This is a genomic window from Endozoicomonas sp. Z74, from assembly GCF_057680865.1.
This window is the reverse complement of sequence record NZ_JBLYZI010000004.1, coordinates 43,774-66,196: the sequence shown is the minus strand read 5'-3', so window position 1 is coordinate 66,196 and position 22,423 is coordinate 43,774. Positions and strand designations below refer to the sequence as shown.

At 50.2% G+C, this 22,423-nt stretch carries 14 protein-coding genes; all 14 read right to left on the bottom strand.

Annotated elements, in window-relative coordinates; genetic code table 11:
- Positions 1–15: 15 nt before the first annotated feature.
- A complete protein-coding gene (locus tag ACNRUY_RS01945) occupies positions 16–1,125 on the bottom strand; it encodes a beta-barrel domain-containing protein (RefSeq protein WP_488109954.1) in 1,110 nt (369 codons plus the stop codon).
- Between the two features lie 345 nt (positions 1,126–1,470).
- Positions 1,471–3,093, bottom strand: coding sequence for an NAD+ synthase (locus tag ACNRUY_RS01940; RefSeq protein WP_488109953.1), 1,623 nt, complete (start codon positions 3,091–3,093; stop codon positions 1,471–1,473).
- 172 nt (positions 3,094–3,265) lie between these two features.
- Positions 3,266–5,365 carry an EAL domain-containing response regulator gene (locus tag ACNRUY_RS01935; protein ID WP_488109952.1) on the bottom strand — a complete coding sequence of 700 codons (2,100 nt, stop codon included), beginning with the start codon at positions 5,363–5,365 and terminating at the stop codon, positions 3,266–3,268.
- Positions 5,366–5,500: 135 nt separating this feature from the next.
- Positions 5,501–5,920, bottom strand: a complete 420-nt coding sequence (locus tag ACNRUY_RS01930) for a type IV pilin protein (protein ID WP_488109951.1) — start codon at positions 5,918–5,920, stop codon at positions 5,501–5,503.
- Complete coding sequence (locus ACNRUY_RS01925) at positions 5,917–9,621, bottom strand: pilus assembly protein (protein ID WP_488109950.1); 3,705 nt, start codon at positions 9,619–9,621, stop codon at positions 5,917–5,919. The genes ACNRUY_RS01930 and ACNRUY_RS01925 overlap by 4 nt, the downstream gene beginning before the upstream one ends.
- A 26-nt stretch (positions 9,622–9,647) precedes the next feature.
- Positions 9,648–9,938, bottom strand: coding sequence for a hypothetical protein (locus tag ACNRUY_RS01920; RefSeq protein ID WP_488109949.1), 291 nt, complete (start codon positions 9,936–9,938; stop codon positions 9,648–9,650).
- 254 nt (positions 9,939–10,192) lie between these two features.
- Positions 10,193–13,393: a pilus assembly protein gene (locus ACNRUY_RS01915; RefSeq protein ID WP_488109948.1), complete on the bottom strand. Its 3,201-nt coding sequence runs from the start codon at positions 13,391–13,393 to the stop codon at positions 10,193–10,195.
- A 350-nt stretch (positions 13,394–13,743) separates the two neighbouring features.
- The gene (locus ACNRUY_RS01910; protein ID WP_488109947.1) at positions 13,744–14,253 is read right to left on the bottom strand and encodes a hypothetical protein; all 510 of its coding nucleotides are present in this window, start codon (positions 14,251–14,253) and stop codon (positions 13,744–13,746) included.
- A 39-nt stretch (positions 14,254–14,292) separates the two neighbouring features.
- Positions 14,293–15,099, bottom strand: coding sequence for a PilW family protein (locus ACNRUY_RS01905; RefSeq protein WP_488109946.1), 807 nt, complete (start codon positions 15,097–15,099; stop codon positions 14,293–14,295).
- A 2-nt stretch (positions 15,100–15,101) separates the two neighbouring features.
- Positions 15,102–15,662 (bottom strand): type IV pilus modification protein PilV, encoded by a 561-nt coding sequence (pilV, locus tag ACNRUY_RS01900; RefSeq protein WP_488109945.1) that lies wholly within the window; start codon positions 15,660–15,662, stop codon positions 15,102–15,104.
- A complete protein-coding gene (locus ACNRUY_RS01895; protein WP_488109944.1) occupies positions 15,637–16,194 on the bottom strand; it encodes a GspH/FimT family pseudopilin in 558 nt (185 codons plus the stop codon). The genes pilV and ACNRUY_RS01895 overlap by 26 nt, the downstream gene beginning before the upstream one ends.
- A gap of 242 nt (positions 16,195–16,436) precedes the next feature.
- Complete coding sequence (locus tag ACNRUY_RS01890) at positions 16,437–16,826, bottom strand: type IV pilin protein (RefSeq protein WP_488109943.1); 390 nt, start codon at positions 16,824–16,826, stop codon at positions 16,437–16,439.
- Between the two features lie 44 nt (positions 16,827–16,870).
- Positions 16,871–21,691: a pilus assembly protein gene (locus ACNRUY_RS01885; RefSeq protein ID WP_488109942.1), complete on the bottom strand. Its 4,821-nt coding sequence runs from the start codon at positions 21,689–21,691 to the stop codon at positions 16,871–16,873.
- 77 nt (positions 21,692–21,768) lie between these two features.
- Entirely contained in the window at positions 21,769–22,422 is a 654-nt protein-coding gene (locus ACNRUY_RS01880) for a pilus assembly PilX family protein (RefSeq protein ID WP_488109941.1), read from the bottom strand.
- Position 22,423: the final 1 nt, after the last annotated feature.

Below are 22,423 nucleotides of genomic sequence, written 5' to 3'. Positions count from 1 at the left end.
ATAAACAGGATTGGATCAAATATGACCAATGTCGTGGAAGTGCTTGATCACCGGACTCATCAGATAACTGATCAGGGAGACATTGCCCTTTTCAATGGTTCCATACAGGGTCATGCCATATTTCAGGGGAAACCGGCGATCTCTGGATTCCAGGTAATGCCTGTCGGGAATCACCTCAACACGGTAATAGAGATCATTACCCTCCTCCTCAAGCCGGTCAACGCTGATCCGGCTGATGGTACCTTCCAGAAAGCCAAAAATGGTGTGATCGTAGGTATCCAGCCGCATGCGAACATCCGTGTCGGCCTTGATCATACCGATCTCACTGGCCGGCACATTCAGGGTGATCTTGTAAGGCTGAGGCGTATCCTCAATGATCTCCGCAAAGGTATCCCCCCGGCTGATAAACTTTCCTTCCTGAGAAAAATACACATGACGCACGACACCGGTCACTGGAGCCCGGACATAGGATTTTTCAATATAGTGTTCATAGAGCCGGATGCTGTTGTTCACATCTCGAAGCAACTCTTCATAACGCTCAATTTCAAAAACAATGCGCTCTTCGAACTCTTTTTTGACTTTAAGAAGATCTTTCCGGTCTCTGAGCATTTTCTGAATAGACTCAACGGTTAACATGGAACCTGCCGCATTTTTACTCACCAGCGCTTCCATGGCCTGTTTTTTCCGCTGATCAATGGCCACCAGTTCTTCAAGGTTTCTAATGCTGTCCTGATAATTACTGCTGATCAACAGAAAGCGCTCCACCTGCTTTTCCAGGCGATCGCCATCCGCACTCAGTTCCAACTGCTCTTCATCCAGCAGCGCCTGGAGAATCCTCAGTTTTTTTTCAGTGCGGGCTTTTTTGTCCAGAAAGATATCAAGATTGATTTTCTGCTCTTCATTATCCAGTTCAGCCAGGATAGCTCCTTTGGAAACCAATTCTCCTTCGGAAAAATGTATCTTCCGGATCACCCCATCTTCAGAAAAATCAGCGTGGGCAGGGGCAGTAAAGGACGTTACCTCACCATTGGCCCTGGTAAACACCTCCACCTGAACAAACAGGCTGACAATCAACAGCGCTGAAAACAGTAACCCACTGATTAACAAACCCTTTTTAGCATCCATAAGTCATTACTCCTCGTCCATTGACTAAGAGTAATCAACCAGCCTCAGGTTTTCTCTTCAGGGGGATTGGGCAAAAGTCGAACTTTTAATAACAATTGGCTATATACCCAAAGGATTTCAAGTTGCTACGCGGCGGCAAAAGAGCGAAACCTTTAGGCCCTCGGGTTCCAGGAGCTTAGATTGACTAAGTGACTGGGGTGAGTGATTACCCTAAAGGGCATAAATGCAGCCAACAAAGTAGCAATTTGAAAGGCGACGGGTATAAAAGCTGAAACACGGTTTAAAGCCAGGTGGAGATACCCATGCAAAGCATGGGTATCTCAGTCAGAGCAGGTGGTTGACCACTCAAACCCCTGGCTTCCAGCCATTGGTGATGGGATAGCGCCGGTCCCGGCCAAACCCTCTGGGGGTGATGCGGACTCCCACAGGGGCCTGGCGACGCTTGTATTCATTGATATCCACCAGCCTCAGCACCCGATAGACCGTCTCACGGTCAAAGCCCTGCTCAACAATGGCGTCTGCACTCTGGTCCTGCTCAATATACAGTTCCAGAATCGTATCCAGCTCATCATAGGGAGGCAGGCTGTCCTCATCCACCTGATCCGGCGCCAGCTCAGCAGAAGGCGGACGGTCAATGACCCGCTGGGGAATCACGTAACCACGGGTATTCCGGTACTCAGACAGCTTGAAGACCAGTGTTTTGGGGACATCCTTGAGCACATCAAAGCCCCCGGCCATGTCTCCATAAAGAGTGGCATAACCCACTGCCATCTCACTTTTATTACCGGTGGTGAGCACCAGATAGCCCTTTTTATTGGAAATGGCCATCAGCATCACCCCACGGCAGCGGGACTGCAGGTTCTCCTCAGTGGTATCCCGACCCAGCCCGGCAAATTCAGCATTCAGGGTGTCCATAAACGCATCAAACATGGGTTCTACGGGCAAGACTTTGTATTCAACCCCGAGAATTCCCGCTTCCTCTGCCGCATCCTCCAGACTCATGTCCGAAGTGTAACGGTAAGGCATCATCACCGCCTGAACTCTGTCTTTTCCGAGCGCATCAGTAGCCACCGCCAGAGTCAGTGCCGAATCAATGCCCCCGGACAGCCCAAGCACCACCCCTTTAAAACCATTTTTATTGACATAGTCTCGAACCCCGGTGACCAGAGCATCATAGACCTGGGAGCAGTATTCAGGGACTTCTGAAACCTCCCCCGGAACAAACGACAAAGAACTTTTATCAAAAGCTACCGGGCACAGTGCTTCAGCAAAATAATCAGCTCCCGCGGCCAGGTCGCCATTACCATTCATGGCAAAAGAGCCCCCGTCAAACACCAGCTCATCCTGTCCACCCACAAGGTTGGCATACAGCACTGGCAGCCCTGACTCTTCACAGCGGTTGCGAACTACCTGATGACGCAATGTCTGTTTTTCCATATGGAAAGGGGAAGCGTTCAAACTGATAATCACCTCAGCCCCCGCTTCCTTCGCCCGGCGAACCGGCCCCTTGTACCAGAGGTCTTCACAGACCAGCAGGGCGACCTTTATTCCCTTGCACTCATAGACACAGGTTTCCCGCCCCGAGACAAAGTAACGCTTTTCATCGAACACCTGATAGTTGGGCAGATGCTGTTTGGCATAGCGGGCGATGATCTCTCCATCCCTTACCACCAGCGCCTGATTTTCCAGACCATGGGCACCACTGAAGGGAATGCCAATGACCAGGTCAATCCCCTTGACTACCTGGAGCCTTGCCAGTGCCTGCTCAAGCCTGACAATCAGGCTTGGACGTAACAGAAGATCCTCCGGCGGATAGCCGGACAGAGTCAGTTCAGGAAAAATAATAATATCGGCTTTCAGCTGATCCCGGGCTTGCTCGGCAGCCTCAATCACTCTGGTGGTATTCCCGTCAATGTCACCCACCACCAGATTCAGCTGGGCCATGACCATATTGAGATTTGCTGACATCGAAATACCCGATTACCCCTGGTTTATATACCGCCTATGAACGCTTAAAACGCATTCATCAGCGTATTCAATCAATCGAAAGGGGGGTATTGTCTTTCAACCAGAGGCTTTAGCGCAAGAGATGCTATCGCGCAAAAAAGCCATCTGTAAATTGGGGTTGGAGAAAGAGAGGCTACATCTCTGAACCAAAATCAAAGCTCATGCTATCGGCAGGCAGTTGCATGTACCCCCCCTGGATAAAGTCAACGCCACATTGCCAGAGAGGCGCCATGGCATCCGCACTTTCCACTCCGGGGACGATCACCTGACGGCCTTTTTTAGCCAACTTATTGATCAGCTTCTGTAACTCTTCGACTTTGCCGCCCCCGTCCAGATCCTGGGTAAAAGAAGCATCCACCTTGACCAGGTCTACATCCAGCCTTTCAATGGCCTCCATGGGGTGGAGGCTGCAGCCAAAGTCCCGGACAGCCGTCTGGCAGCCCATTTCCTTGAGCGTTTTAAAAAACAGCGGAGCCTCTTCAGCGTAGCGAACCAGGTTAGGCTCACTCAGTTCAACCACCAGGGCAGTGGTGGGAATGTTGGCCGTTTTCAAGGCCACTTTCATCCATGGCAGGAAAGTGTCGTCATTGATGGTAGCCCCCCCCAGATGCATGATTAATCGGGTATCCCGCCCCTCTTTCCGTTTAGCCATCAGGGCTTTGCTGGCCTGGATCACTTTCCAACGGTCCACTTTATTCCACAGAGGGGTTTTCTCAACCCGGCTCCGGAAACTGGAGGAGTTATGCTCCCGGCCCCGGGGGTCCGTCAAACTGAACGAGACTTCATAATACTCTTCACTAGAACCTTTCAGATTAACCACCGGCTGATAAAGCAATCTCATTTTGTTGCTCTTCATTGCCTGGCTGACCATGCCCGCCAGCTGTTTTTCCACAGAGCTGACTGGATTGACTTTTCGCTTCTGATAAAAGCAAAGCTTGCTCCCTCCCTGTGCCAGAGCCTGGGCCGATGCATGCCGGGCCTGTACCAGAAGGGTTTTGGCATCGTTCGTGGTATCGTTCAAAACAATGGCACCCAGGCTGATTCGAACCTCAAAACGATGTTCATCAATAGTGACCTCACCGGCCACCGACTCAAGAATGCCGTCGGCCACCTCCTGAACGCTCTGTTCATCATCCGCTTTCAGCAAGGTCATAAAATGCCCTCCTCCCCAACTGGCCACATGGTGCTCTATGCCCAGGTGCCCACTGAGTCGTTGAGCCACGGCCTTAAGCAGCTGCTGGCTGACCTGCCGACCATTCTGGTCCACAATCTCCTTCAGGTTCTCCAGGCTGACACAGCACAGGGCGGCTTTCCCCTTGCCTGAAATAACTCTCTGAATGGCTATATCCAGCTCCGTTTCAAACTGCTGTTTATCAAACAGTCCGGTCTCTTTATCCGGAGCCGACTCCACAAGAGCACTCTGAGCCAGAGGCTGCTCACTTTCCTGTTGAAGTGTCCTGACCTGAAGACTGAGGGTGAACTCCCCTTCAAACGACGTGGGCGATACAACCGCTTTCACTGGAACCTCAGCACCGCCATCGGTCGTCAACGGGCATTGAATCACAGCCAGTGCCTGGCCACTTTCCTCTATTCCCGTTAAAAAAGCGTCCACATCTTTCTGGTCACTGCTGGTCACCAGATCTGTAAACGCCCTGCCAACCAGCGTTGATTTTTCATCCTGTCCGATCAACTCGGCAAAAGCCGGATTTGCATACTGGATATGCCCGCCACTGATGTAGACAACCGCATCAATCTGGTCATCCAGAAGCACTCTGCGTTGCTTTTCCGATTCATGCAGGGCAACACTCATTAACCGATGCTGGCGACGGATCTTCAGGTCATCAAGCTCTTTAAGGGCCACCGTTAACAAATAGTCATCATTGTCCACCGGAATAACGGCCCGGGCCCCCTGTTTAATGAGGGCAAGTGAATCCGGTTCATCATCAGGTTCTTCTGGATTGAAGCCAGAGAGAAGGATGCTTGGCAGGTCAACTCCCTGCTGGTTGATGTAGTCAAACACCTGGGTAAGACTGAGATCCTCTGGAGGCTGGGCGATCAGGAGAAGGTCCCACTTCTGCTGCTCTGACAATGCCCCTTCCAGATCTTCCAATGAGCGGATCTGATGCCCCCGGGTAGCGTGCCCGGCTTCACGAAAGACATTCAGCAGCGCCTCAGCATCATCGGAAGAAGAATCAATGATCAAAAAACGGATTGTACTTTTGTCCTGCCCCATGGCTCCAGCGTCCCCTGCCATCCTGAATAAACACAGCATTTAATTACAGCAATGACTATCAGCCTGTTTGATTGCGCACGGATAAATAGCGCATGGAAGGGGTATCGGCACTACAGGTCAGGAATAAAATCCTTTTCACTGCCAGGCACTGGCGGGCGTTCGCGCTCCCAGACTGTTCAGAGTCAGATTACCATCCGGTGCCTGCATTCCCTGAGGAATGGCCGTCAACAATACACAGCGATTGATAGCCTGGGTAGCACAAACTGACGCGGTGATTTGATAATGCCCTCCTTCAGAACTGACCGTCCCAGTGGCCGGATCTACGGTATAACCCAGCGCGGCCAGGTCGACACTGTAGGAAAGCTGCTCGGTAAAAAAACGCTCCTGCTGCTGCATGATCTGCATCAGCATGGCAATACCTTCACTCCTGCGGGTCTGGGTGACATATTCCCGGTAGTTGGGGTAGGCCAGGGTGGCCAGAACACCAATAATCGCCAGGGTGATCAATAATTCAATCAGGTTAAATCCCTTGTTTTTATATCGGTAATGCTTCAACGGTTCTCCCTCCAGAAGCTCCGGTTAACAGGTACTGACCCTATGCTTTCCAGCGTATCCTGAAAACATTCAGTTCCTACACAGATTTCAGACTTGTTTCCCCGGCTCATAATGGCGGGCTCGGGAGCCAGGGTGGAGTGTTTAAGCAGCTTCTTCCGGTTCGACTTATTCAGTGAGCCGGTATTGCCAAGATCACCAAAATTAAACACCGAACCAGCATTTTCAATATCCACTGCGTAAAAATAATTTAATCCCGGGTTGGATGAACAGGCGCTTCCCGAGGCCGTATTCACCGCAAAGGAGTTGAACAGCATGATCCCCCCAAAAATTTTCGCATTGCTGAGGATTTTCTCTCCAGGTTCTTCCAGCCTGATAAACCAGCCATTGCTGTTATTCAAGCTTCTCAGTGCCACCTGCTTCTGGGTATCGCTGCCTTCCTGAATCACATTTGAGGTGGCATCGTATAAGGTGGATTCTGTTACTACGGCCCCACCGGCATAGTTGTAACTGGTGGGAGGCTCATAAATATGCGGATCCCGAATCACGTACATCCGGTCATTCACAGAAGTATCCAGAGGGCTGTGCCGAAGCCCTGTGCCCACTGCTATGTTCAGATATTCAAACGTCGATGAAACACTGATATCCGGTGACTGAAAGAATCGCCGGGCATCAGCCGATGAAGAGCCGGAAACACTGGCGATCACCCCACCCCTGGCAAAACTTCCCGCTCCGGCATTCCCTTCATTAATGTCAAACCGGATAATCTGTCCGCCGGTATCTGTGGCAAAAAAGTAGTCTGTCAAGCCATCCTGATCGATATCTACCAGGGACAGCTCCGCCGGTATGCTGTAACGCATATTGGCAATGTTCAGGTCGGAGTCACTTTCAGAAGCACGCCAGAGCAGCTCTCCTGTTTCTGCATCAACCATGAAGACAGCATTGCCCACACTGTTCGGTTGAAGGCTTGATCCCCCCGCCAAACCTGAAGAGCCTGAAGAAGAGGATGACTGGCTGTTGGCAGACGCTATCTTGACGACCGAAATATTTTCCGAGTTTATAATACCACCCAGGCTGTTATTGCCTCTGGGGTCCTGGGCATGAAACTCCAACCGGGGGTTGGGCTGGTCAACGGTGACATCATAGGTGTACCGAAACCAGCCATGGGCAGGCCTTGAAATCACATCCAGCCATTGATTGCCAAAATACACGTAGATCATGGAACCAATGCCAGGATCATGCACCCGCGCCGAGTAATCAAAGGTAATTCGAACCACATCCCCAGGGTTGGCATCAATATACTGAAAAATGTTTCCGGTATCGTTATGGTCTGCTTCCAGCTCAATGGCGATCGCCGACCCCAGCCCGCTACCGTAGGTTGCTGCAGGCAACGCTTCTATGGCCTCGGTGGCATTATCCGTCTGCCAACTGGGCAGCAAGAGGTTTGTGCCCAGACTGGAGTCCGCAACGGAAAAATCAATGGCGGGGTCATAGCCTCCCCCAAACAACAGCACATCCCGGTCGCTGCCATTCCATTTTACTTTTGCCAGTTTCATGGCAGACCAGGTCTGTCCCAGCAGCCCGAAATCACCGGAGGTATTCCCGCCATTATTGGTATTGCCACGAAGCACCCATTTCAGAACGGGGTTGCTTCTGTCCGTCACATCCAGGGCATAGACATTATTACCGCCCCTTCTCATGGTTAAGTAGAGATAGGCATGCTCTCCCGGTTCCGCGGTACCGTTGTTGGAGCGGAGAATTTGACCGTTGCCGTTGACATCATTAAGCCAGGCAGTAATCGGGCCATCCAGCCCATAAATTTTATTCTGGGTGTCCCTGGGCTCAGGAATTACATACTGGACACGTGTTCCAAAATTATTGAAAAAACCGTGATTTACCGTCAGTTCATACTGACTCCAACTGGCACCATCAGTGGAAATCTGCAGCGTTTTCCCACCATTAGTTACATTAACCTGCCGCTGGATCAGCTGCCCCAGGTTTTCCAGAATATCATAGCGCCCGGGGGTGACTTCCATGGTCTGAGCCCCCGAGCCTTGAGCAAACTCCGCTTTCAAAATCCGGTTAAGATACATTTTTACCGTGTAGGAACTGCTTCCCTGAACATTGAACGTTTCAGAGATGGTCCAGGCATTATCCTCTACCCCTCGGTAGCGGGTCAGGTTTCCCAGAAGGTCGTCCGGAATAAAGGAAAACTCAGTGGTTCCATTGTCGGCATTGATGGCATACAGAAAACCATCATTGGTGGAAAAATAAACCGTTTTATCATTGGGATAATAAGAAATAGCCTGGGGCTGGGTGTGTAACGGATCACCCACAGTTATCCGGTTATCCGTGGAAGAGCCGTTGGTATTGTCATCGTCCACATCCACCCCGCGGGCCCAGCGAATAATAGTATCCCGGTTATTACTGCTCAGAACCCCTAGTTTTCCCAGGGTAATGCCCGAATTACTTTCATGAAATCGGTTATGTGTGGCGGAGAGTACCTGATTATTATCCCCTCCCAGGTTGGTAAACGCCGGAGCAGACTGGCTTCGGTTTTCAGCCATTCCCCCGGCCTCCACCGTGCTGCCATCAGGGCTGCTACTCCAGAAACTTCTGGCGGAACTGTTGAAAAATCCGGTTTCCGGATCAATGGCCAGTCGGCCATCGGCATCATAAATCTGATTATCATCCCCCAGCCGGTAACGCTTGAGGTTTCCTTTCCAACGGGTGCCGTCCACCGGTTTGAACAATACAAAATACACATCGTCTGCGGTTTCAAGGGAGTTGAAAGCACTGGTGCTGGTCGCTGGCGAGGTAAAGGTAGTGGCATCAGCCCGGATTTTTGCCATGATGTCCGCCAGGGCATTATCCAGCTGCACTTCGTCCAGGGCACTGTAAAACGCCCCACCGCCATTCTCTGCGGCACTAAGCATCAGTGCTTCCGGGGCAGCACCAAAGCCGGCAATGGTGTATATCTTGACATTCTGGTTACCGGTCAGATCGGTTCGAATATCGGTATTAAACAGATACCAGGCCATTTCATCGAAGCAACTGTCCACATGGCTTGACTCCCCTCCACTGCAGTTATGGTTTAAGGAGGGAGGTATGGCTCTGCCACTTAACAACCCCTGAATCAGGCCGTTGGCATGTCCATCCCGCCATGGATAGCCGTCGGTAAAATAGATAATGTTGTTTTTCTGGCATTGATTAACCACTGGCGGGCTATAGCGCCCTCCGGACAGAGCTTCTGCAGTGCTTGCTCCGCCGTAATAGGGCGTTTCACCCCTCAAATAGCGATAGGCTTCGTAAAGAGTTTCCACCAGAGGAGTAGCACCTACATTTGGAGAGTAGCCCGCCACAATCTGTAATGCCTGGGTTCGCCTGTCCTCTATAGGCAGGACAGCAAGGTCCACTTTGCCTCCCTGGGTGCTGGGATCAAAACTCATCAAACCGAAATTGATATTCTCTGCAGTGGAGATAAAGCGGGTCATGGAATCCTTGGCAGCCGTCATCCGCGTGAAGCTTCTGCCAAATTTGGTTCCCGCAATGGCCCCCATACTCCCGGAGTTATCCATTACAAAAACCACATTCCCCCTGATCGCCTGATCCAGCTCCTGTACAAATAAATCAATATCCTCAGCCTCTCCCAGAACAGACCAGCCGAGAAAAATAACAGGTAGGGCTCGAAGAAAGGCTCTCATTGGTTCCACAGTCCCTGTGAAAATCATTAATTCATCAATATTCTTAAAGCACGGGTTGTACCTGGACGCCAGGTCACCGTTCCCTCTTTACCATCAACATACCCCAATTTCTGAAATAATGAAGCCCCTTGGACGTTATCGATTACCAGCAGATCATCAAAATAGAAGACCTTTGCCGGACAGAAACGGCATTTGTACGCCTCAATGATACCGGTCGTTTTTGTTGAAAAAATCACTTCCAAGCGTTCAAACTCGCTGGCATCTTCCACAACGGTGTCTTCCGCCCAGGCACTGTATAAGGAGCTGGCGACGGCCATGCAAACCAAAAAACACCGTGATACACGATTCATTCCATTAACCTTATTGTCTATGCCAACAACTTCTCTTGATGACTATGGGATACAGCAACTATTTTTCCTAAAAGAGTATCGGCAGACAACACTATTAATAAAAAATAGAATCAGGCAGGTTCCGACATAACAGGATCAATAAAAGAGTCATTAGCATTAGCATTTTGACGAGCATTCATAAGGAAATAACGGTTCAACAATACCCTGAAGCCAAATCTGATTTACCGGTTTTCCCTCCAGAAGCTCCGGTTCACGGGCACGGCCCCGATACTTTCCAGGGTATCCTTGAAACACTCAGTCCCCACACAGATTTCAGACTTATTGCCTCTGTTCAGAATCGCCGGTTCAGGAGCCAGGGTAGAGTGTTTAAGCAGCTTTTTACGATTGGATTTATTCAGTGACCCCGTATTCCCCAGGTCGCCAAAGTTAAATACTGAACCTGCATTTTCAATATCAACCGCATAGAAATAATTCAATCCTGGGTTAGGTACACACTCGTTTGTACTTGCCGTATTCAATGCAAATGTATTGAACAAAAGAATACCCTTGAAGATATTCGCTCTGCTGAGCACTTTTTCCCCAGCCTCCTCCAACTGAATATACCACCCATTACTGCTATTCAGGCTATTTATAGCAGCCTGCTTTTGCGAGTCACTCCCCTGCTGAATAATATTAGTTGTCGCATCATACAATGAGGCTTCAGTAATAACTGAATTACCTGAGTAGTTATAATCTGTCGGAGCAACATATATATTTGGATCACGAATAACGTACATTCGATCATTGACAGCCGTATCAAGTGGAGAGTGTCGAAGCCCGGAGCCTACTGCAATATTCAAGTACCCAAATGTACTGGACACACTGACACTTGGCGTTTCAAAAAAGCGTCTGGCCTCTGATGCTGAGGTACCGGACAATTTTGCGATCACCCCGCCACGGGCAAAACCCGATGCTCCGGAGTTACTCTGATTAATGTCAAACCGAATGATCTGTCCACCCATATCCACAGCATACAGGTAGTCAACCAACTCATCCTGGTTGATATCAACCACGGCAATCCCTGCAGGAATGCTGTATTTCATATCCGAAATATTCAGATGTGAACCACCGTTCGAGGCACGCCAGAGTAATGTCCCTGTCTCAGCATCAACCATAAATACAGCATTGCCAATATTGCTATCCTGAATCGAAGTCTGAGAGTCAACTGAAACATCGTAGCCACCTCCAAAAAACAACACCTGACGCTCACTTCCGTTCCATTTGACTTTTGCCAGTTTAGGTTCCGACCATGTCTGCCCCAAGTAACCGAAATCACCACTTGGGTCAGTCAAGTGATTATTATCAATATCCCCCCGAATAACCCACTTTAAAACAGGGGCTGCTCTTTGAGTCACATCCAGAGCATAAATATTATTCCCACCTCTGCGCATGGTCAGGTAAAGGTATACATGTTCGCCAGGTTCTGGAGAGCCATTTTTTGACTGGAGAAGGTGTCCATTGCCATTAACATCATTGACCCATACAGCTAATGGACCATCTAACCCATAGGGCTTGCTGAAACTTCCTGAAGGTTGATTGAGTACATACTGTACATCAATCCCCACAATGGTAAACAAGCCATTTGTGACAGTTATTTCATAATCATCCCAGGAGCCACCACCATCCGTTAATTGAACGGTTTTACCACCATTAACCACTCGAATCTGAGGGTTGCTGATATTGCCCAGGGTGCCATGGCCATTATACCTTAAGTTATAACCACCAGGGCGAACATTAAGGTTTCTTGTGTACCAGCCTTCTGGGAAGTTATCAACCCCTACAATCTCCATGCTGTGCCAGATACCCGATTCCTCAGTTACCCGAAATGTTTCTGGCAACCTTACACCTGAATCGATCTTGTCGAGCCCCCTGTACACCGACAGGTTTGAAAGCAGATCTTCTGGAATAAATGAAAACTCAGTACTGCCATCTCTTGCATTAACCCCGTAGAGAAAACCATCATTAGCAGTAAAGTAAATGACTTTATCATCAGTAAAGTAATTGATGACCTGAGGTTGGGTATGCAGTGGGTCACCAATACTTTTTCGATCATCCACCGTTGAGCCATTCCCATTTTCGTCATCGACATCAACGCCTCTGGCCCATCGGATAACATTATTACGATCTGTGGAGTTGGATACCCCAAGACGCCCCTGGGTAATTAATGCATTGTTTTCATGAAAACGGTTAGAAGAAGCAGAAAGCTCTACATCAGTAGAGCCACTGATGTTTGTATAGGCGGATGAATTCTGGCTTCTTTTCTCAGCCATCCCGCCCAGTTCAACCGACTTTCCATCTTCAGCACTGCTCCAAAAGCTTTTTGCATTTTCTCTGAAGAATCCTGTATCAGGGTCTATAGCCAACTGTCCATTTGCATCATAAATCTGGTTATCATCCCCAAGGCGGTAACGTTTTAGATTTCCTTTCCAGTTAGTGCCTTCTTCAGGTTTAAACATTACATAATAAACATCTTCAGCAGTTTCCAGGGAATTGAAAGCACTGGTGCTTGTAGCCGGAGCTGTAAAAGTAGACTCCTCAGCCCTGACCCTCGCCATAATGTCATTAAGAGCATTATCCAGGTCTTCTGAACCGGCGGCATCGTAGTATTGACCACCACCAAAACTGGCAGTTGACCTCAAGATGCCGGGCGGTGCACTGCCAAAACCTGCGATCGTATATGTCGTAGCATGTTGATCACCCGCAACAGATGAGCGAATATCCTGATTGCGCATGAACCAGGACATCTCATCAAGACAATCACCGCTTGAGCAGTTGAAATCCAACCCACCAGGTATTGAAAGCCCTGATATCAAATCTCTGACAGCTTGCTGCACAGACGCACTGGCCCAACCCTGACCGTCAGTAAAAAGAATGATGTTGCTTTTCTGACATTGATTAACGATAGGTGACTGAAAGCTAGAACCAGCAAAAGCACTCCCTATACTGGCACTCCCCCCAAAACGTGCGGATAAGCCTGCCAGATAACGATATGACTCATATAAAGAACCAACCAGTGGAGTTCCACCTGATGCAACATAGTTGGAAATAACATTTAACGCTGCCTGGCGCCCTGTCTCCACATTTTGGGCCGCAAAATCGACCTTTCCTCCTTCGCCACTGAAACTCATCAAGGCAATATTGATGTTCTCGGCACTCTGAACAAACCGACTGGCTGCTGCCTTTGCCACATCCATCCGAGTAACAGTAATCCCTCCCCCTGAATTGACAAGAACCCCCATGCTTCCAGAAGTATCCATGATAAAAACAACGACTCCACGTTGATTATCAGGGATCTCTTTGACAAATAAATCGACATCTTCGGCAAAGGCTCTGCCAACAATGCAGAGAAAAATAATCATCCAGATAAAACGATGTAAGCCCACTGAAAACTCCATTTAAATAGAGACTATTCAAAAGTTCGGCCAAATCCTCAAGGCCTGAATCGTGCCAGGCTTCCAGGTAATCACTACCGCTTTTCCTTCGAGCGTTTTCAGTTTACTAGACACAGTATCAGTGCCCGAAACCAGCACATTGAGTTTATGGTTAAAAACGAGGCTTTTTGGGGGGCAGGTTGGACACTCATAAGCCAGTAAAATGCCTGACTCTTCATTGGCAAATTGAATGTTAACTTTGTAAAACTCCTCTCCTTCCTCCACAGGCTCCACGGCACTGAGAGGCATGACACTCATAATTACAACAATGATAAAAAAACCAGTCCACCTCATGCTGCTACCTATTTCTGAGTGATATAAATCACACTCATCGTCTGGCTGGAGCGGGCCCCTGTACTCTCAAGAACAGCCAGGCTGTCAATTTCAAACGCCATCCCCTTGAACTTACCAACACTGTAACCAACGGGAGGGGGAACTTCTCCGGTAAAACGAAGCGTGGCCGTCTGGCAGGGCTGATTGTCCACAGTACACCCTGTGGGATACATATGTATCGGCAAAGTTTGTTCACCGGCAAGAGCATTGCTGAAGAGATTGGGATTGTCTTCCAGATAATCCATCTGGGCTTCCAGCTCACTGTAGGCGGTCTGATACACCTGAAGTGTCCGTTGCTCGTTACTGACGGTGATTTCCTCAAGAATGGCCATCTCCATCACAAACAGCCCGGAAAACACCATCACCAGCATGATGATCATGGTCATCAACAATATGGAGCCACGCTGTTTTTTTGGCTGCCCCTCCATAACCTCCGGGCTTTTCCTGAAAATCGACATCTGCCTGTTGTCACTGTCCATAGCAAGAGTCCATAAGTGCTTTTCCTTTCAGGCCCTCTATCAAAGCCCCGTATTATTCAACTTGATTGCGGTGCTGTAGGCGTATCTCGGTGTCCGGTCTTCGAAAGATAACGCCCCGCTGTTCAATACATCGTAGGTTCGGATTCTGAGGTCAAACACCCTGCCCTCCTGGCCGGCACTGACCAGAACGCCCACACGCATACTGCGAACATCCCGCCAGTTGGATACCGCATCAGCAGTCACATACTGGTTGACATTGTCGGCCCCTCCCGGAGCCAGCCCATAAACGGCCTGAAGCCTTTCAACCCCCTGCACTAACGCCAGCCCGCTCCCCCTGGGAGAGGCCGTGACCGGGTCATACCCCCGGCAATAAAGGGTGCTGATATTGTTGTTACCGGGGTCGGGGGCAATATAGTAGACATCAGCCGTCATCCCCTTTGCGGGCACAGCATTCCCCTCACAGTCTGTGCCTGTTGTCGGCTCATACTGTATGGCCACTTGATCACTACTGGATCCCCCTCCATCAAAGGTACAGGTGGCCACACCATTGCATCCCCCTAAATAGAAAGGTAATGGGCTTTCAACCCCGGGCTGGGAGCGATATCCCGCTCTTCGAAGCTCCCGGCTGAGCAGATAAAGACTGTGTCGACCATTCTCCTGAGCCGTGGCAAGAAACTCATTGAAATTGGCCGATTGGGTGTTACTGACCATCAACTGCAGAAAGCTACCGGTAATCAACAGGCCAAGAACCAGTGCCAGCATTAACTCAATGAGGGTAAAGCCTTTCTGTTGTTCGGACAGGTTTCTGGATGGGGTATCGAGTCCTTTCAATCCCTGTTCTCTCATGGTCAGTTTCGCCTCATTGCCAGCGTCAGCTGTTGTCTTGCCGAATAGGGCCCTCCAGTAGCCCCCCTGGAATCCCATGAAACGGTGACGGAGATTTGTGCCCCAACCCCACAGGGGCTTGCACAGTCAATACTCATCTGCTGATTGATCACTGTGGCGTTCCGGCACATCAACTCAAAAACATCGAATCTTGCCATCTCTCCCGCTGAACAGGTGGTTCCTATGCACTGTTTGGGTGGAGCGGCACAATAAGAAGTCAGATCAGCACTGGCTGCAGTGGCTGTGTCCTGGTAATCGCCGGAGTCCAGGCCAGGAAAGTTCACCTTGATCCGTTCATTGGCTGCATGGGCCAGCCAGACGGCCTGGGATCTCTGAACACTGTCATGATTCACCCGGATAGCCTGGCTCTGCATCCCCGCCACCCCCAGCACACCACTGACAAAGATCAGAACACTGATCATCACTTCAATCAAACCAACACCGGACTGAGCTCTTTTCGCAGCATGTCTCTGCAAAAAGGCGGTGCCTTTTTTACCGTCAGGGTTGAGGGTTTTCAGGGTCATCACAATCTCCCGTACTAGATGATTTTCTTATCTGCCCAGTCACTGAAACCGAGACCATTCGAAGAGGAGCGGCTTTTCGGCCAATGGGGCACATATCAAACATCCCGGCACTGACAGGACTTCCCCGGGGAATGAACGTCAGCCTTGAAGCATTGCTCCAGGTGATTCGAACCGGAGTGGTCAGAGGACTGTATATCCGAATCACCTCTTCACCGGGATCCACCAGATCATCATTATTGGGATTGGTAAACATCATCCAGCCGGCTGCCCAATTGGCTCCCCCATCACAGGTAACTCCGGTAGTAGACTGGCAAAGGCTGACCAGCTCCCCGCGCTTGATGGCTTCACTGCGAGCTAATGCGGTACTGGCGTAAATTCGCTGATTGAGATAATCCAGCTTGAACGACTCCACCAGGTTGCTCAAAGGCACCGCCATGGCAGCCATGATACCCAGCAGAATGACACCAATCAGGACTTCGATCAGGGTAAACCCTTTATTGGCCTGCTTTTCACCCAGGTGACGGGCACACACTGCTTTTCTTACGCTATGGACATTTGCGCTGGATAATCGTCTGCTGAAAAAAACAGAAGTCACTGGATTAAAGCCCCAAGACACCCTTCCACTCCCTATTCATTAACGCCTTCCTTAAACTTAGGCACAGGCCGATGCCCAAAAAATCCTGGAGGATGGGCGGTTATAAACCGGGGATGAGAAAACAGCAGGAACTTTAGAAAGTCAGAAAACCGACATGAGGGATTTGGAAAGTGCGGTTGTTATTTCCAACACTGGGCTGGAGACTGAACCCCCTGATGATTCAGGGTCATAACAGTACAACCGGAATCCCCCACCTGCAGGCCGGAACTCAGCGCTGTGGCGGTAAGAGTATATGAAGCAGTGTCGGCTACCACGCTGAGTGTATAGTACCCCTCGGGAGAGGCGCTTCCCCCCAGGTTACTGACCTGGTCCGTGTACGAATGATTGACCGAAAACCAGCGCTCCTGGCCTGCTGCTGCTGAACTGAGGGCCACCCAGGCATCGCTGCGGCGTGTTTCATTCATATACTGCCGGTAAGTGGGATAAACAATTCCAGCCAGAATCGCAATAATGGCCAGAACAATCACCAGCTCCGTTAATACAAAACCACTCCGTCGTCGATTGTCCATTCTGTCCACATCCCTTCTGTCCACATTTATAGTGTTCAGCCTCTCTAAAACGGAATATTAAAAATCTGCCACCAGCTCTGGCGCCCTTCCGAACGGACACCATAATGGAGCTCTGTGGCGGTAATGCTGCCACCAGCCCCCTGAGTAACGGCTGAATGACGACCGCCTTCCCCCTGATGAATCACCGGAGAAGAGGCATAGCCCACGCCCAGGCGAACTCTGTCCAGTCCGCGTTCTGCTTCCAGATCATCCACAGGGACACTGCCAAGCAATGGGACATCCGAAGCCGTACCGGTTAAATAGTGAACGGCATGGAGAAAGCTATTGCCATCTACGGAACAGCTGTTGGCAGGAGGCTGATACTCCGTAAAAAGAATGAACTGATAGAGGGCCGTCGCCTGGTTGACGTTTCGCCCTGAAGGCAGTGAAGCCTCATAGGCCAGGGGGCGTTTCCAGCCACTCCTGGCCTTAACCGTCTCCTGAAGCGCTGCAAAACTGCCAACAGGGTTGGAATCCACATAAAAAGGGGTGTAGGTATTTCCGGATTTTTTGCGAACATTGCCATTACTGAGCACTTCCACATCACCTACATTTACCAGATTCCCCTGGCTGACAGTAGCCCAGGTAAACTGTCCGGAACTGTTCAGGGGTTCCTGAATCCCGTAAAAGTCATTGGCCGTGGAGTCCCTGTTATCGTTCACAGTCATCAGGCGACCGGTTCCTGAGTAAACCCAGTAGCTGTCCTGATCCGCACGGGTTAAAGGCGGTGCTTGCACAGGCTGCCCTGTGTCCAGAAATACCCCCAGAGTAGAGTTGCCAACCTCAGAATACAGGCGCAATCGCATCAGCTTACCGCCCAGGCTGGCACCACCAGTCTCAACAGTCCCGAAATAGACCGCATCGTCCTGAAAGTCATTATCCCAGTCCACCACCGTCATATCACCGGCATAGCTGCTTGCATAGCTGGTAACCATTGGGTCAAATCCCGTGACAAACTGCCTCTGATTCAAGTCATAAACAAACAGCCGCATATTCTGGTCCGACTTTCCCTGATCAAGGGCTCCTCTTAACGCAACCTGACCAGTGCCCGCGGGCCCGGAACCAAATACAAGATACCAGTCGTTTTTATCAGGATTTGACCAGTCGGTTTCACCACTGGCGCTGACTCCAGGCACTCTTCTTTTAATGAGAGCCGGTTTTGAAGTGGTCAGCCCCAACCCGGAGTGAGTTATTTCAGCCATTAGCACAGGTGGCTTTTCCGGATTAGTAACATCCATAACAACATAGGCCGAACGCATAGTACGACTGTTACCGTTTACCGTAACATCAATGGCTCCGCCTCCCAGCCGCATACCCATTACCAGTAACGTCCCCCATCCCCCGGGGTGGTCAGCATCCGCCTCAAAAATATTGGCATCAAATACCAGCGGCTCGGCATCCATGTAATAGACATGGGGGTAGTCCACCTCCCGTAACCAGCGAAGATGGGGCAGCAGATTCATTGGGGCATAAGCCCATAGCTCAGAGCCCAGGGGGTGCTGAACCTCTCCATTGCCTCCGGTGCGCAGATAACTGTGAGTGCTTTCATCCCAGAAACCACCGTTAAAGGCATGAAGCAAGCCGTCATTGGCTCCGACATACAACACATGGCGCCGATTAAGATACTGGTTTCGGAAGGCCTTATAGCTGCTGTCATTGTAATAAGCGTCAAAACGGCTATCCGGTGAGGTCACCAGCCGGGGAGTTGAGTGCACCACATCCCCCAGCCGCCACACATCCAGAATTCCATCCCCGTTGTAATCAATGGTTCTTGACCGGGCTCCGGTTTGCTCTTCCCCCCTGATGTAGTTCACCAGGTTTAATGCCTCGGACTGAGGTAATCCCAGATACCCCTCATTTCCATTACTGCCTGAAAACGTATCGGTAATAAAAGGAATCGTCTCATTATCATCTACTTGCTGGTCATTATCCTGATCCAGCCAGGTAAGAATGTGCCGACCTCCTGAGGCCTGCGCACTATAGGTTCGCTGGCTGGTCAGATTGCTCAGCTGGGACAGCTGGTCCCGGGCATCCCAGATGGAGGCCAGAGAGGATAACGGTTTCAGCGCACCCTCCGTGGTTTTTGTGAGGCCATTGTCCTCTGAGGTAAACCTCTGGACCTGGGTTTGCCCGGCATTGGGATCAAAAAACAGTTCAACAATTTTGTCCGTGCTGTAATCATCCAGCCGGTCATTCCCATTACCGTCTTCACGAAGGTGTCCTTTGCTGTCCACGAACAGAGAGTGCAACAGTCCCCCCCAGGTAACGGTTTTACCATTTACCTCCAGACTCGGCTGAAACAGAGCCTGATAGAGGGCTCCGGTTCCCGTTGAGTTATTGGCAAACAGAGCGGTGTTGGTTGCTGATGACACCCGGCGGGAAATATCAGAGAACACCTGATCTAACTGGCTCTCAAGCATTGCCGGATTTCTGGAAAAAAAGTAGTTATCCGGCAAACCGTCGGCTCCCAGAGCCCCTGACAGGTTGTTCCGGTTATCCCACTCCCGGTGGTCTCCGGAGTCCGCCGTACCGTCGCCATCCCCATCATGACCAGGGGTACCATCACCATCAAGGTCACTGAATCCACCGTACTTTGCCGCCAGAAATAAAGGTTTCGGTAAAACACCTGCCGCAACGCCAACAGCAGTAAAGTCGTTGACAGACCAGGCTGATGATCCTTTATACACATAGCTGCTCTGCAGACCATCATTACCACTCCCTACTCCAGTCAGGGTATAGGAAAAGCGCATATTCAAACCGGCGAACACACCATCTACCTGAACGGCGAGGCGAACCTCATCCGAAGTAAAGTTAACGGTATTCAAGGTGCTATCCGCTGTCTGATTACATTGAGAACCGACACAGAACTTTATGCGGGATGACGCATCATAGTCATAATCATTCCCCCACAGAGAATCCTCCCAGGTAAACAACAACGAACCTTCTACCACCTTGCCAGAACCATCCTGTACCAGCTGCTCCACCACCACATCAGTCAGGGTACAGTCGCTACCACTGCCGGAAAAATTACCACTGCCACTACCAAAGTTGGAGCTGGTCTGACAGACCGGCTGAAACGTCACCGGCCTGCCATTCACATCCAGGGTAAAGCCCGGCATGGACTCAGCCAGCTCCAGGGCGTAGGTGCGCACTTTCTGGGTTCCTTCCTGGCTTGTCAGGTCCGTCTTATTGGCATAATAAGCCAGCCCTGCCACCTGAAACCCTCCCTCCAGCTGAGGAATTTCAGGACACAGACCGGAGGCCTGGGACAACCCGGTCAGATATTTGCCTGTACATTGACGCGTACTACCGGTACCACCCACCAGATAATGTCCGGCAAAGGCACCGCCATACTCAAGCTGCCCCACTTCATCGGTCTTACTGTTGACACTGGCACTGCCTGTTAAACCGGGAAGGTCCGCACTGGAAGAGAGTTGATCCGTATCAAAAGAGTTTAATCCGGTGGTCAGAAGAATAATTGAGCAGTTTGCACAGGCGTTCTCTTCAGTGATCGGGTTTACCCAGGTTTCTCTGGAGAGACCACTGACAAACACATCATCGTTTGTGGTATCAAAACTGCTGGTCGGCAATGCCTCTCCAGAAAAATAACGAAGTGCTTCCAGATAGATTTCCGCCAGCGGGTTCCCCCACATACTGCAGTGCCGACTGGAATAAGTCCCCCTGCTTGATTTAAAGGAAGAGATGGATATGCCATAGGTGTTGCAGTCAGTGTATTTATTCTGAGAGAAGCTGTATTTCGCCAGGCGGAACCGGCTTATGTTATGAATAATGCCCTGAACACTGGAAAAGCGCCCTGTGGAAAGCTCAATTTCATCCAGTGAGCTGGATGAGTTACCGGCGATTTTTCCAATATTTTTCCGAAGAATGCCCCCGGATATATTTTTATCGTAGGAGCCGCTCATCAGTCCAAAACGAATATCCCCCCCCTCTCCATACTGCTGCAATAACCCTACCGGTTTGCTTGCACCACTGGGATACACTTTGCATCGAGATGAAGTATCTGCGTCTTTACCAGCCACACAGGACTCAATATAAACGTCCCTGGTTGACAATTCACGGCTTCCAGACGGACTGTTCTGAGCCCCCCATTGGCACTGTTTAACTTCTGTAGAGGCCCAGCGGGGCCAGGCATCTTCCGCAATACGGACTTCGGGAGCACCGTTTTCAGAACCTGCCACATTACAAAGACTGATTTCACTCTGGGTATAAGGGGTGAAATTCTGGGTTGCCAAACCAGACTCACTGCTTCGATACACTTTCACAAAAGCGTGCACATCTCTGGTGATATAGGCTCTTTCAAGAACCGTCTGACTGCTGCTATCGGTTGACCGCTTCCCTCCAAACAGAACCTTTCGAAGAATATCCATCCGGGTCATGGTCGCCCAGTTCATGAAATTACCGCTCCAGGGTGCCGCAGATGTTGTACAAAAATGGGAGTAGGTGCCAGTGGCGGGAGAAACCGGTGTAAAGCGTCCTGAAGTGTATTGATAGCACCAGTTACTGTCGAAATACCCGAGGTAGTCAAAACTATCCACATAGCGGGTATCCAGGCGGCCGTCTTCATCAAGATCGGTGTAGTCACTGTATGCCTTTTTGAACAACTCATGATCCACCGACATCACCAGCATCACCAGAGGCTCAGAAGTGTTGCTCAATAATGGCGGAGCAGCGGCATAATCACTGGAAAGAGGTTCTGCAACCACTTTTTGAAAGAACTGCAGCTGGAAGAGCAGTAGCAGAAGAACAGAGAGTCCAGCTATTGCCTTTATCCCCGAAATAAAGATCCCGCTTATCCTTCGATCCATAATCATCACCCCCTCTTCCTTTTGAGGATGCCAAACAGTAAAGGCGCTTTATTCGACGATGCTCTTCACACCTCCAGTCAAGAACCTTTTTTATACGACGTTTGCAACATAACCCGGGCATCGTCTGTGCCCCCGGTCGCCAGAGCCGTTATCCGATAGTACAGTGCCCAGTCGCCCGGGTTTGAAGGATCCGGTAAGGGGCCAGACGTTTCTTTTGCGATGTAGCAACGGAACTCAATAATGTATTTGGCCTTGGCTGAAATGCCGGAAATGACCACTGCCGTCGATCGGTGCCGGGAGCTAATACTCCAGGTATCCTTGCTCAACCAGGGCTCTGAAGTACCCGGCTCGCAGCTGCCTGCATCAGAGACATCGCTTCCGGAAAAGCAGTACCCATTAGAGCAGTCTGCGGAAAACCCAGTGAGGGGTAATACCTCATTGGCAATGTGATTTTCTGCTTCCAGTAGTGCCACTTCAGCCGCATAAAAAGCCATTTGCTGATCCTGATAGTTACCACTCATTTTCTCTTCAAGAGTGGCCATTCTTATCCCGGTCAGCCCCGCCACAGTCATGATCAGTAACAGCACAAGACTCACCATCAACACGCTGCCTTTTGCTCGATAACGGCTTCCACACCTTGTTGATTGCATTCCCGAATCGAAAAAACAGTGAACACCCGCCTTATCCGTTAATAACGGGGAAGCCCGTTGTTTAGTTCGGTCATAGTCCATG